At 34.4% G+C, this 14,457-nt stretch carries 10 protein-coding genes; 3 read left to right on the top strand and 7 right to left on the bottom strand.

From position 1 onward, the window contains the following. Positions 1-119 precede the first annotated feature (119 nt). Genes rimO through AC5ZCW_RS06960 form a run of 3 tightly spaced genes read left to right on the top strand, consistent with a single transcriptional unit; the run spans position 120 to position 2,967 of the window. On the top strand, positions 120-1,433 hold the full coding sequence (rimO, locus tag AC5ZCW_RS06970) for a 30S ribosomal protein S12 methylthiotransferase RimO (RefSeq protein WP_111378318.1): 1,314 nt from the start codon (positions 120-122) through the stop codon (positions 1,431-1,433). Between the two features lie 42 nt (positions 1,434-1,475). Next, on the top strand, positions 1,476-2,033 hold the full coding sequence (locus tag AC5ZCW_RS06965) for a hypothetical protein (protein WP_343541303.1): 558 nt from the start codon (positions 1,476-1,478) through the stop codon (positions 2,031-2,033). 28 nt (positions 2,034-2,061) lie between these two features. Then, positions 2,062-2,967: an N-acetylmuramoyl-L-alanine amidase gene (locus AC5ZCW_RS06960; protein WP_177212440.1), complete on the top strand. Its 906-nt coding sequence runs from the start codon at positions 2,062-2,064 to the stop codon at positions 2,965-2,967. Between the two features lie 283 nt (positions 2,968-3,250). Here the strand turns inward: AC5ZCW_RS06960 and AC5ZCW_RS06955 are convergent, their stop codons facing one another. From AC5ZCW_RS06955 to AC5ZCW_RS06925, 7 genes are all read right to left on the bottom strand, one after another. Beyond that, positions 3,251-4,339 (bottom strand): outer membrane beta-barrel protein, encoded by a 1,089-nt coding sequence (locus AC5ZCW_RS06955; RefSeq protein ID WP_343541302.1) that lies wholly within the window; start codon positions 4,337-4,339, stop codon positions 3,251-3,253. 595 nt (positions 4,340-4,934) lie between these two features. Beyond that, positions 4,935-5,900, bottom strand: a complete 966-nt coding sequence (locus AC5ZCW_RS06950) for a glycoside hydrolase family 5 protein (RefSeq protein ID WP_343541301.1) — start codon at positions 5,898-5,900, stop codon at positions 4,935-4,937. Positions 5,901-5,912: 12 nt separating this feature from the next. Next, entirely contained in the window at positions 5,913-7,145 is a 1,233-nt protein-coding gene (locus AC5ZCW_RS06945) for a glycoside hydrolase family 27 protein (protein ID WP_496118735.1), read from the bottom strand. A gap of 95 nt (positions 7,146-7,240) precedes the next feature. Further along, on the bottom strand, positions 7,241-8,500 hold the full coding sequence (locus AC5ZCW_RS06940) for a fasciclin domain-containing protein (RefSeq protein ID WP_343541299.1): 1,260 nt from the start codon (positions 8,498-8,500) through the stop codon (positions 7,241-7,243). 83 nt (positions 8,501-8,583) lie between these two features. Then, on the bottom strand, positions 8,584-9,654 hold the full coding sequence (locus AC5ZCW_RS06935) for an IPT/TIG domain-containing protein (protein WP_343541298.1): 1,071 nt from the start codon (positions 9,652-9,654) through the stop codon (positions 8,584-8,586). A 20-nt stretch (positions 9,655-9,674) separates the two neighbouring features. Next, positions 9,675-11,237 carry a RagB/SusD family nutrient uptake outer membrane protein gene (locus tag AC5ZCW_RS06930; protein WP_343541297.1) on the bottom strand — a complete coding sequence of 521 codons (1,563 nt, stop codon included), beginning with the start codon at positions 11,235-11,237 and terminating at the stop codon, positions 9,675-9,677. Between the two features lie 11 nt (positions 11,238-11,248). Further along, positions 11,249-14,416, bottom strand: coding sequence for a SusC/RagA family TonB-linked outer membrane protein (locus AC5ZCW_RS06925; RefSeq protein WP_496118732.1), 3,168 nt, complete (start codon positions 14,414-14,416; stop codon positions 11,249-11,251). Positions 14,417-14,457 lie beyond the last annotated feature (41 nt).

Raw genomic sequence — 14,457 nt, 5'->3', positions numbered from 1 at the left:
CAAATCAAGAAATACTAGCAACAAGAAGGTCCAACTTCATAAAAAACAGCTAAAACAAACGGCAAACTATCGTTGTTTGAATAAAAAAAGTGTAATTTTGCACTCCAATTTATAAAAGTATGAGAACCAAGTCTTTAAAAAAGAACAAAATTAACGTAATCACTCTTGGGTGTTCAAAAAATGTTTATGATAGTGAAGTCCTAATGGGACAGCTACGTGCGAATGGAAAAGAAGTTGAACATGAAGCTCCTGCAGAAAAAGAAGGAAACATTATTGTAATTAACACTTGCGGATTTATTGATAATGCAAAAGCAGAATCAGTAAATATGATTTTGGAATATGCAGATAAAAAAGACAAAGGACTTGTTGACAAAGTTTTCGTAACAGGATGTTTGTCTGAACGTTACAGACCAGATTTAGAAAAAGAAATTCCGAATGTTGACCAATATTTTGGAACTACAGAATTACCTCAACTACTAAAAGCTCTTGGAGCCGATTATAAACATGAATTACTTGGAGAACGTTTGACGACAACTCCAAAAAATTATGCTTATTTAAAAATCGCAGAAGGATGCGACAGACCTTGCAGTTTCTGTGCAATTCCGTTAATGAGAGGTTCACACGTTTCTCAGCCAATTGAAAAATTGGTTAAAGAGGCAGAAGGATTAGCTAAAAACGGAGTTAAAGAATTAATCTTAATTGCTCAAGACTTAACTTATTATGGTCTTGATCTTTATAAAAAGAGAAATCTTGCTGAATTATTGGAAGCTTTGGTGAAAGTAGAAGGAATTGAATGGATTCGTTTACATTACGCCTTCCCTACTGGTTTCCCTATGGATGTTTTGGAAGTAATGAAGCGCGAACCTAAAATCTGTAACTACATTGATATTCCGTTACAGCACATTTCAGATTCAATTTTGAAATCAATGCGTCGTGGTACAACGCAAGCAAAAACGACTCAGTTATTAAAGGATTTCCGTGCAGCAGTTCCTGGAATGGCAATTAGAACTACATTAATTGTTGGTTACCCAGGTGAAACTCAGGAAGATTTTGAAATTTTGAAAGATTTTGTTCAGGAAATGAAATTTGACAGAATGGGATGTTTTGCTTATTCTCATGAAGAAAATACTCATGCTTATTTGTTGGAAGATGATGTTCCAGATGATGTAAAACAAGCAAGAGCTAACGAAATTATGGAACTGCAATCTCAAATTTCTTGGGATCTGAATCAAGAAAAAGTAGGTAAAGTATACAAATGCATCATTGACAGAAAAGAAGGCGCTCATTTTGTTGGACGTACAGAATTTGACAGTCCAGATGTTGACAATGAAGTTCTAATCGATGCTTCTAAACATTATGTAAAAACAGGAGAATTTGTTAATATCAAGATAATTGAAGCAACAGAATTTGATTTATACGGGGAACCTGCTTAAATTTACGCTGAACAATTGTTAATCACAGATAAAAATACTTTTATGAAACCTTTTCAAACTTTATTTATTTTAGTTTTTGGCTTATTTACTTTTACTGTTTCTGCTCAATACGGTGGAGGATACAATAATGGTTATGGTGGCGGTTATGGCAATGGTTACGGAAGAGGTAGCGGAATGGGTATGGATAGAAGCATGATGGCTGGACCACAGCAGGGTTCTCAAAGCAAACCTAAAGAAACTCCTCCTGAAGAAACTGCAGGTATTATTGTAGAACAAATGAAACCGCAAGTAAATCTAGATGAATTACAGGCGATTGCTATTACAAATGTTTTAGCAGATAGTATACGTGAACAAGGTATTTTATTAAAAAACGAAAGCAGCAATCAAGATCAAAAAATTGAACAGATAAAAGCTTTACGCGAAAGTACCGATAAAAAGATTACTGCTTTTTTAAATCCAGACCAAGTTGAAAAGTACAAAACCTTCATGAATACTTTAAAAGAAGTAAAAAAGACCAAATCAAAAAAGAAAAAAGATAAAGATTCTAAAGAAGATTCAAAAGAAGTAAAAGATACCCCAGATACGAAAATATCAGAATAATCGTTATTAATCTATAAAACAACGAATTATGACAAAAAAACATTTTTGTTATCTGATTTTAGCAGTTATTGTCAGCGCCTGTTCTACAAATCCGTACAAGAATACTGAAAAGGCTTATGATCAACAGCTAAAAAATTTGGAAAACCAAATCACAAGTAAAGAAGCCAAACCAATTCCAGCAGTTTCACCTGTTGTTATTGACACTTCTTATGCGCAGCAACTGAGAATTGTAAAAGACACTTTGTCTAAGACAAATTCTACTTATTTACAAAACGGAATTAATACAGAATGGATTGGTACTGTAAATTTCAATTTAAGAAAACCAAGCTTCGTTATTATTCACCATACAGCTCAAGATTCGCTACAGCAAACCATTAACACTTTTACCAAAACCAAAACTCAAGTAAGTGCACACTATATTATTTCTGAAAACGGAAAAGTAGTGCAAATGCTGAATGATTATTTAAGAGCTTGGCATGCTGGAAATTCAACATGGGGAAAAACAACAGATCTAAACTCTTGCTCTATAGGCATTGAGTTAGACAATAACGGTTTTAAACCTTTTACAGAAGCTCAAATAAGCAGTTTGGTAGCTTTGTTGACCAAATTAAAAAAGGATTACAATATTCCGACACAAAACTTTTTAGGTCACGCGGATATTGCCCCAGGAAGAAAACAAGATCCAAGCGCCTTATTTCCATGGAAAACCTTAGCAGAAAAAGGATTTGGAATCTGGCCAGATGAAGTCTTAGAACCAGCTCCATTTGATTTTAAGATTGAACCTGCATTAAGAATAATAGGTTACAACACCAAAAATCTAACCGCAGCAATTCAGGCATTTAAATTGCATTATATACAAACTGATGCAACATCGGTTTTAGACAGAAAAACAATAGATACTATTTATTCGATTTACAAAAAACAGGTTCAGTAAAACCTCATCATAAAAATAAAAAAAGCGTTTCTGTTAATTCAGAAACGCTTTTTTTTCATAATAACTCATCATAACGAAGAGACATACTGTAAAGAGGGATAAGAAGAAAGAAAGAAAGAAAGAAAGAAAGAAAGAAAAATAAAGAGCAAAGATACCTAAAACCTAAAATCTCAAACTTGAAACCTTAAACTTGAAACTTGAAACCACAACAAATAAAAAAGCTGCCAAAACATGAGTATGTTTCGACAGCTCCAAAAAAAAAAAAAAATATCAATCTTTATCTCTAGAAAGAGTATGTTGTTGCAATTAAGGCGTAGAAGCTTCCGCCTGTTGGTAATGCATCTTTATCTAAGAAAATATCTTCAGACGCTGCATCGTATCTTAGCTCAGGAATTATAGTCAATTTTCCAACTTTATAATTTAAAGAAACAGTATTAGCAAATACATTTGATCCTGCTAAAGTTCCTAAACTTGGTGCTGCATCTTTAGCATCAAAATATTCCATTCTGTAAGCCAAAAGCAATGCTGGATTGAACGAATAAGTAGCATATCCTACTAAAGAAAACCAATCTCCGTCTAAATTACTATCAAAATCATTTGTAGTTTTAGCATAAGTCGCATTTAACCCAAGCGAGAAACTATCTGAAATTGTTTTAGAAGCTGTTAAATCAAACTGCGTTTTGTTTTCGTCTGAAACCGGAATTAAACTTCCTGGTATTGGGTTAGTACTTCCTGTTGTAAAATTCAAATATGCGCTTCCTGTATCTCCAATATACCCTACTTGTCCAATGAACGTTTTTTGATACGAACCTGCATCCATAGCTGATTTAAAGTCTGTTGGGTTGGTTAAACCTAACATAGCTGTAAATTTACCAGAAGTATATTGCGCTTTAACCCCAGTATTAAAAAATGGTCCGTAAGAAAACGCATAAGACATACTGTAGTTTTTATTATCTACTGCATCTAATACTTCATAACCGATATGAGTTCCGAAACTACCTGCTACTACTTTAAATTCATCAGTCAAATTGTATGTGAAAAATAATTGTTTAATCATAAATTTTGCACTTGCATCTTTATCTGGTGTCTCATTATATGAAAATTCTGCTGCTCTTTTTCCGAAACCTAAGTCTACAAAAACTGAAGCTTTTCCAAAAGTATGGCCCGCTTCGATCGATGCCATTCCTAATTCGAATGAATTCTGTGAGTTGGTAAAGCTCGTTAATCCATTCATTTGTTTTGAAAAATCATATTTATAGTACGCATCTGCAGAACCTCCCCATGTGGTTGCTGGAGCGGCTGCTTCCTCTTCTTGGGCAAAGGCAAAAGAACTTGTTAACATCGCGGCTAAAATGTGAAATGCTTTTTTCATGTTTTAATTTGGTTTTTAGTTATTAATTGATTCTGGTTAGTTAATCTTTTATATATCTATTTAATAGTATAAGTCATTTCTAAAACCTTTCATGCGCCTTCAAATCATCATCATTTTCATTAGCGAATTTATTAACTTTTGTATGAGTAGAATAATTCAAAACTGCTTTTTTGACGTTTTAGACAAAGAATTATGGATTACAAAAATTAAGTCGACAATAATCGTTATTTGACATTTATAGATAATTGTTTTTGAAAATTCAATAACACATTCTTTATAAATTTTCAAGTTTTACAATGGGTATAAGTAAAATTTACTACAAAAAACAAATACAAAACACCATAAAAAGAACTAAAAAACAAAACACCCCATAAAAAATTAGGGGTGATCATAAAATAACTAAAAATAAAAACCTAGAATATTTTCAAAAAACAACAGTTTACCAGCCATTTTCAAACAAAAACAATTCTTACAAATAACACCCTTACAAAACACCTCTTACTTAAGACCCGAAAAGCACTTTTACGATATAGAAAAACAAAAAAAAGTCCATTCATTTAAATGAACGGACTTTTGTATAGACGACTCGAATGATCTATTCTTCTATATTATATTTTCTTAAATACTCGCGAACTTTAATTCCTGACTCTTTCAAATCCTCATCTTTCCATTTCCCATCCGATTTGGCAGATTTTTTCAAAATAGAGCAAGTTTCATCTTTATCAGACACGGACCATGTGATCCAACTTAATTTTCTAGCTTCCATCCAATCGATATATTCCTGCCAAGCTTTATAGTTTAAAGGTCCGTCTCCGGAAGCTTCCATTCCAGCAGATTCTGAAATAAAAACTGGCAACCCTCTCTTAATGGCCATATCTGTTCTATCTCTCAATTCTTTACCATGAGTTGCCGCATAAAAATGCATAGTATACATTATATTAGTATAATCTCTTATCGGATCTTCGGCTGGAAGATCAATATCCTGGTCCCAATGCGGACAGCCGACCAAAATAATGTTATTAGGATCGTTTTCACGAATTACTCGAATTATCTCTTCGGCGTAATTTTTAACCTCCCACCAAGTTTCATAATCTGGTTCATTAAATACCTCATATATAATATTAGGATACTTAGCATACTTTTTGGATATTTCTGAAAAAAAGGCTGTAGCTTCTTTCAGATTTATATTATGACTATGCCAGTCTATAATTACGTAGATATCAGATTTTATAGCACCATTTACAACAGCTTCTATCTTCTCTTTAGAAAATTGCGGATTATTGATATAGGAGAAATCTCCAAGTTCGACACCCATTGCGGCACGAACCACATTACAATTAAAATCCTTTTTTAGCCAACTCACTGCTTTTTCATTATAAAATCTCGGCCACATGCTATGCCAACCAAAACTTAATCCGCGAAGCACAACCTGATTATTATCTTTATCAACAAGCTGAGTTCCAAGAACACTTAATTGACCATGTTTTTTCACAAATTGTGCTTTTGAAATATTTATAAACATCAAAAGTAAAATAGCAGCATAACAGAACTTTGATTTCATACTACATTAGTTTTAAGGAATTAGTTTTAGAGTAACAACATCATGTGAAACTATTTCTGCACTAAAAGGCTTCTTCGTATTTCCTACTTCTTTATTTTTCCAAAGATCTTTTATTTTAAATGTCGTTTTTACGAAATCAGCTTCATAACCAAAATCTGCGTCTTTAAAGCTATTTTTATTCCAATCGAAAGCGATCTTTTTTGAAGTTTCTGTTCTATTTACAAAGCTAACTGCCCAATCTCCATGTGAAAGTGGTTTTACCCATACTTCTACTCCATCTAATATAGCATATTTAAAGCCTTGAATCCCTAATTTATCTTGATTGACAGCCAGTAATTCTTTATTCGTTAAAATAGCCAGAGTTTCTTTAGACATTTTTCGATAATCATTTCCTGTAAACAAAGGCGATGAAAGCATACACCACATTGTAAAATGCGTTTTATCTTCTGTATCGTTCATTTCATTTCCAACTTCCATCATATCAAAATCATTCCAATGATCTGGACCTGAATATTTTCGAATATCTTTTCTCATATCGGCAATTTTCATGAATCCCCAAGACGACCAATTTTCTGGATGTTTGAATTCGCAGTCAAAACATGGATAAATATCTCCCGATATTCTCCAAAGATTCCCAATTGGTTTTCCCCATTCCCACGGCTGATTGTCTCCCCATTCACAAAGGCTGAAAACAATTGGTCTTCCAGCTGTTTTAATTGCATTGCTCATTGTGGTGTAAGCTTCTTTTGCTGTAATTCCTTCTGTATTACACCAATCGTATTTTAAAAAATCGATTCCGAGTTTTGCATAAAATCTAGCATCTTGATATTCGTAACCTCTTGTTCCTGGATAACCTGCACAGGTTTTTGTTCCTGCGCAATTGTACAAACCAAATTTCAGACCTTTACTATGCACATAATCAATAAGCGCTTTCATTCCGTTTGGAAATTTTTCAGGATCGGGCACCAAATCACCGTTTACATCACGTTCGTGCGTCATCCAGCCATCATCTAAAACAATATAATTATAACCCGAAGCCGCCAAACCCGAAGAAACCATGATGTCTGCAGTTTCTTTCACTAATTTCTCATTTATATTGGTTCCAAAAGTATTCCAAGAATTCCAGCCCATTGGCGGTGTCATTGCTAATCCTTCAAATTTACCGCCTTGCTGTTTATGTGTATTGCCTTGGCTAAAAGCAAAACTCGAAATACCCAGAATAAGCCCTAAAATTATTTTTTTCATTCTTTATTCATTTAAAAAAGACATATAAAAAGATATTCCCTAATTTCTCAATTAGGGAATACCTCAAACTAACTCATAACCTATTATTTCTTTTTTTATAAAAATCCGATATCATCTATATAAAGAATACTAGACGGAGTAATTGTTCCTCCAGAAAACTCCTGAATAAACACACTATCAAAATTTCCATCAGTTAAAAGTTCAGGATGCAAAGCCGAAATAGGAATTGAAATATTATTCCATTGCCCTGGCACTAAAGTAACCGTCGTACCTTTGGCAGAATCGCCCGTATCACTATTTATGGTAACCATAATTTTAGTGCTTTCTGTTGGGAAAATAGACATTTTAACAAATTGGTAATCTGATGCTTTTAGAAGAAGATCAGAGTGCATGAAAAGTCCGCTCCAAGCTTCAGCAACTTTTTTGATTGCATTTGTTCCTCTGCTAACTTTTTCAGTGCTTTCCCAGGTTATGTCTCCTCCCCAGCCCCAGCCCCATCCTTTCAATGAGTCTTCGTATAATAAATATTTAAGTCCGATTCCGCTTGGAGCAGACACTCCAAACTCCGTTTCAATAACAATAAGCGCATACGAATCAAAATCAGCTGGAACAGTTGCTTTTATTTCTGTTTTAGAAACCGTAGTAAATGTCGCTTCAGTAGATCCGAACTTAACGCTTTTAACTTTTACAAAATTTTGTCCTGTAATAGTTATAACATCTCCTGGAGAAGCCAGAACTTGCGACAAGCTGCTAATTACTGGAGCCGGAGGAGTCAATTCAATCACATTACTTAAAACATTGACAAAACCATTTGTTCCGTAATAATCCAATCCTGGCGCTTCTTTATCTGATCCGTTTACCTTTAAAGTGTTATTGGTTACATTAATACTTAACAAATATAAATCTGCATTTACTGCATTTGCCATTGTCGCATAATCTCCTGTTTCCAGATAGTCTGCTTGAACCCCTTCCAATTTAGCCACTCTTTTCTTAACACCTTTAATAACGTGACTTAAAACAAGCTGTTTCAAATCTGCTACAGGAACTAAGTTTACATCTGGATATCCTAAATCATTTACATAACCATTAGCTACCAAATATGCATCAAAAGCAGTATTGTTAGGCACGAAATAAGTGTAATTATCAGCTGTATCTAATGTCGATTCTAAACCAGCCAGTTTTATCGCTTTTGTAAACGTAGTTAAATTACTATTTGCCTGAAGCAAGCCGTATGCCGTATTATAATTTTGCTGTGCTCCTCCAATATCTTCAATTTCGTTATCGCAGGAAGAAGCTGCGACAACCAAAAAGGCGCATATAGCAATATGTTTTACTTTATTATATATATTTTTCATAAATTCTTTTTTAGTTTTTAATTATGGATCTTACTAAACAAACTCAGTTTAAGAATCGAAATTTATTTTCGAATCCCACCCAATTATTTCAATACCAAACCGATATCATCTAGATAGATTACATTTCCTCCAAAACCGCCAAATTCTTGATATCCAATTTGGGTTAATTCAGTTGGATTACCAAGTGAACTATATGGCACTTCAATATAAGTCCAAGATGTTCTAACATCAACAACCACAATGTTTTTCTCAGCATCTCCATTAGCAAAAAACTTCACTTTTCCTGCCTTTTCACCTTTAGCCCAAAATCTTACTGCTTTAAATTTATCCGTATCGTGATAAGACCAGTTGTTAATACCAATTACATACCCATCCCATTCACCAGCTTTCCATTGAATACATTTAGTTCCCTGATAAACATCTTTAGCATAGGCCGCATCAAATTCATTAGTTCCGTCCCAAAGAGATTGCCAGCCCCAAATATTAGTGAAAGCATCATCATAAATTTCAGAACCTATTACTTGTGGAGCTACTGTTGTTCCAGATACATTTGTTACAGATAAACTTTTCAAGTAACTTCCTTCAGGAACTTTAACCTGAATCTCTGTCAATGTAGAAGATATTGGCTCAACTTGGATGTCCCCAAAATTAACTACAGGACGCAAGAAATATTCACCTGTAATGGTAATGATATCTCCTGGATTTGGATTAACAGGAAATCCCGTAATATTAGGACTTGGAGGTCTAATCGCTACTTTATAGCTCAAGCTGCCATTTCCGGTTACGATCTTCATTTCGTCCATCTCATTATAGTATGGCGTTTTTGAATCTACTAAAACCACAATTGCGTTGTCTGTTACGAATGCCGGATTAAAATAAGACTCTAATCCGTTGAACGAAATTGATTTTAATGTCGAAAAACCAGATCCTCTAATGATATAGTAGTTTCCTGCATTAATAACATCTGTAGGAACATCTACTTTTCTGTCTCCTTCAACCAAAGGGTCGTCAACAACAGATCTGCTGATACCTGTTACTTCGAGTTTTCCAGATGAACTTGCCGAATCATCATTTGAACAGGAAGCGAAGAGGAAAATTGAAATCGAAGCCAAAAAATACAACTTCAATAACATGCTATTTTTTATATTTTTCATAGTGATTTACTTTTAAAAAATTATTTGAAAGTGTAAGGAACTGGTGCCTCTTTCAATTTTGGATTTTTTCTAACTTCGACATCTGGTTTTGGATAAATAAAATCAGTTGGCGTTGGCGTATAATGTATTACACCTTGAGAATCGAAACCTCTATCTTGCTTAGAAATTATATTGATTGCTTCCTGACGTGGCAGTCTTCCTAAATCGAACCAAAATTCTCCTTCAAAAGCAAATTCAACTCTACGCTCATGAAATAAAGCTGCTTTTGTTAAAGGCACATTAGTCCCTAAAATGCCAAGACCTGCTCTAAGTCTCACTTTGTTATATGATTCTTTTGCTGCAGCATTTGTAGTTTCATCAGCTCCAGCCATAGTTGCTTCGGCATGTATTAATAAAAGATCGGCATAACGCATAATATAATTACAGTTATTCATTCCTCCCCATCCATCAGCTGGTCCTGTCTCGCTAGTCACTTGCCCAACAACATATTTTTTAACCGCTGCTCCTGTATTGGCTAGCGCATCTGGATATTTTGTTTTATCCATAACAAAACCTACAACACCATCTCCTTTAATGTTAGGATAAGAATCTCCATAAATCATAAAAGACTCTTTTCTTCTTAAATCTCCGATTTCAAAAGCATCCTGAACATCATTACTCGGCACATAAGTAGCACCGTATGAAGCGTTATCATTTAAAATATCTAAACCATATTGAATATTAGAAAAATTTCCTCCTCCATAAGTATTTATAGCTCCTGACCACTGCCATGAATAAATAGACTCCTGATTATTATTTCTACTTGTGAGAAACAAATCTCCGAAGTTTGGCATCAAATCGAACTCACCAGAATTGATTACTTTTTCAGCCATTGATTTAGAATCTGCATATTTCTTTTCATATAAATATACTTTGGCTAAAAATGCTTCAGCAGAACCTTGAGTTACAAAAATATTGTCTCCACTAGGAGTCCTAGATCTAATTTTTGATTTTAGATTTGCTGCGGCAAATTTTAAATCGTTTTCAATGAAGGTATATACGTCTTCAATTCTATTTGTATTCACCATTGGATTTTTTGCCAAAGCCAAATTATCTTCTATAATAGGCACTGGCCCATACAAACGAACCAAATAAAAATACGCGATCGATCTAAAAAAATGTGCTTCTGCAATTGTGTTTTTAATAACTGCCCTATTCACATCTGCTGTGGCATTTTTTTCAATATTGTTAATTAAGTTATTGGCTTGCGCTATAATTGCAAAACAAGCTCTCCAAGGATCTAACAATATTGGACTATCAGAAGTCAATTTAAACTGAATCAATTCTGGCCCATCAGCATAAGCCAAACAATTCCCTGATGACAGTTCTGACAATGCGTAAAAGTTTTTAGTATAATAAGGAGCCCACATTGCACCATACATTCCATAAGTAGTTCTTGCAACCTGCTCATCAGTATTATAAAACTGGTCACTGCTGTAACTATCTTCTGATGGGCGATCCAAAAAATCTTCGCTGCAAGAAGTAGTTGCCAAACCTAGCGTTAAGAATAAAACTAAGGTCTTTATATTGATATATTTTTTCATAAGAGTAGTAATTAAAATTCTAAATTCATTCCAAAAGTGAAACTACGATTGGTTGGGTAACGCCCTGAATCGATTCCAGTTAATAATGGATCTTGGTTATATGATCCAATTTCAGGATCATAGCCTGTATATTTGGTAAATGTGTAAAGATTTTGAATACCAAAGTAAAATCTTAATTTACTAATGCTCGCTTTTGAAATCACATCTGAAGGCATATTATACCCTAAAGTAACTTGCTGGATTCTTAAATAAGAAGCATCTTCTACATAACGATCAGAGATTGCAATATTTGGATGTCCGTCTCCTCCATCAGGTCTCGGGTATTTTGCATCGGTATTTTCTGGTGTCCAAAAATCTGCAGCTTCTGCCAACTGATTTTCATACAAACGTTGGTTTTTTGTACCAGCACGTCTTGTTAGGTTCATTGCTTTATTGCCATAAGATCCTTGTAAGAAGACACCTAAATCAACATTTTTATATTTAAAAGTATTGTTGAAGCCATAAGTAAATTTCGGTGCTGGGTTACCAATATAGGTTAAGTCCTTATCATCAATCAAACCATCTTTGTTCTGATCTACATACTCAACATCTCCCAACTGGCTTTTTACCGCTTTATTTCCTGTAAAAGGAATTGGTGCATTGGCCAATTGCTCGTTTGTTCTGATAATACCAACTGCTTGATATCCGTAAAACTGTCCAACTGGCTGACCAACTACAGTTTTGGTTACTGCTTTAGTCGTATAATCATTAAGCATTACATCTTTTGTCAAATCAAAATTGTCTTGAAGACTCAACAATTTATTTTTATTTGTAGAGAAAATTACTTTTGAATTCCAAGAAAAGTCTTTTCCGAACTTTTCATTATAATCTAAAGTCATTTCAAAACCTTGATTTCTTAAACTTCCTAAATTTACGCTTGGCGCTCCTAAACCACCTTGATAAGCATCTGTACCTGTAACGTAGTACGGCAATGGCAATACAAATAAAAATCCTTCAGATTCTTTTTTGTATACATCAAATGTTGCTTGAAGTTTTGATTTGAAAAGTGTAAAATCTAAACCAAAGTTGGTTTGTTTAGAAGTTTCCCAAGTTAGATCTGGATTTGCAATATTATTAACCGTAAAGAAGTTACCCATTGCCGATTTTATTGCGCGAACAGTACTCATGTAACCGCCACCGCCAATATTCTGGTTTCCAGTTTCTCCATATCCACCTCTGAACTTGATATTATCAATGTATTCTCTCGTTCCTTCCATAAACTTTTCGTTCGAAAGTTTCCAATAACCTGAAACCGAAGGAAAGTAACCCCATTTTTGACCTGGCCCGAAATTTGAACTTCCATCCGCTCTCATAGTTGCCTGCAAACCATATCGATTATCATAATCGTAATTAAAAGATCCGAAGAAAGAATACAAAGCAGAGCTCCCTTTATATTCTGAAGCAACAACTGAATCAGGATCCCCTAAACTAATAGAATGAATATCATTACTCAATAACCCAGAAACAGATTGCGAATTTCCAAACCAATGACTATCATTTGCCTCTTGACCAGCTAAGACGTTAAAATGATGATTCCCTACATCAGCTTTATAAGTCAAAAGGTTTTTAACATTAAGCTGATACCAATTGCTTGCTCTTTCTGTCAGCATATTGGTTTCTCTAACCGCTGAGCCCCACTTATAAGTAGGCTGAAAACCTTCAAAATTATCAACATTTGTAGAGCCTCCAAAATCAAAACGATATTCCAATCCTTTTGCAATTCTAAAGCTCGCATAAAAATTCCCCAAGAAATTCTTTTTGATTAATTTATTGGTATTCATCAAAGCCGAAGCAACAGGATTGATCCAAACTCCAATTGATCCGTCTGCTGGCGGACCAGAATAATTACCATTCGTATCTTTTACCGCAACATCTGGAGTAGATAAAATAGAAGTACTGATAATACCATTACTCGCTCCATTTATAGTAATATCTTCATTTGTTATACCAGCACCAACAGACACTCCAACTGTTAGCCAATCTTTTATTTTGCTATCAACATTTGTTTTAAAATTATATCTTTTAAAAGCAGAACCTATAACAATACCTTCCTGATTGGTATAACCTCCAGAAATATAATAGTTTGTACCATCTTTTGCACCAGAAAACGAAACCTGATAATTATTCATTATAGCCGTTTTATAAATCTCATCTTGCCAATTTGTTCCTTTACCAAGAACAGACGGAACAGCAAATTCGTCTCTCGGCGTAACGCCATAAACAGCAGCCAAAGCATTCTGCTGTGCAGCATATTGACTCAAAGTCATTGTATCTAACAAGTTAGTTACATTTTGAATAGAGAAATAAGAATCAAAAGTGATTTTTCCTGTTCCTTTCTTACCTCTTTTTGTAGTAATAATAACAACTCCATTCGACGCTCTAGAACCATATATAGCTGTTGCAGAAGCATCTTTCAAAATATCCATCGTTTCAATGTCATTCGGATTTAAAAAAGAGATTGGACTCGAAGTTACGTTTCCTGTATTTGTTCCCAAATAACCTGTAACTATAGAACCTCCAGTTGCAGTATTGGCCGCATCTCCAGAAATAGGAATACCATCAACAATATACAATGGCTCATTGGTTCCAGAAATAGAAGTAGTTCCACGTATTTTAACTGACACACTACTTCCTGGCTGTCCAGAGTTGTTCGTAACTGTTACCCCAGCAGCACGTCCTTGCAACAATTGATCTACAGATACTTGTGGAGAGTCTGCAATATCTTTAGAAGTAACAGTAGAAATAGCGCCTGTCAAATCCTTTTTCTTTACACTTCTATATCCTACATTTACCAATACTTCACGCAAATCCTCAGCGCTTAGTTTTAAAATCACGTTGAATGTTCCTCCATTTTTTATGTTGACTGTCTGTGTAACGTAGCCAATAAATGAAATAGAAAGAGTAGAATTTGCGGGTGCTTCTATAGAATATTTCCCATCAAAATCTGTCGAGGCTACTTTTTTTGTACCTGTAACCATGATGTTGGCACCAGGAATAGACAACCCCTTCTCGTCAGATACTGTTCCAGAAACCTTTACCTGTGCTGTAATAAAATTACTGGTCAGTAACAAAAATAATATCAAAGGAACGGCTCTGTGGTCAGCCCTCCAATGAATGAAGCTAGTAATTAGTTTTTTCATAATAAGTGTTTGGTTAGTTAAATTTGTTTATTGCATAATCT

It is taken from the genome of Flavobacterium sp. PLA-DH12 (genome assembly GCF_059511845.1).
Note: the sequence above shows the minus strand (reverse complement) of the source record. Positions and strands in the feature narration are given on the sequence as shown.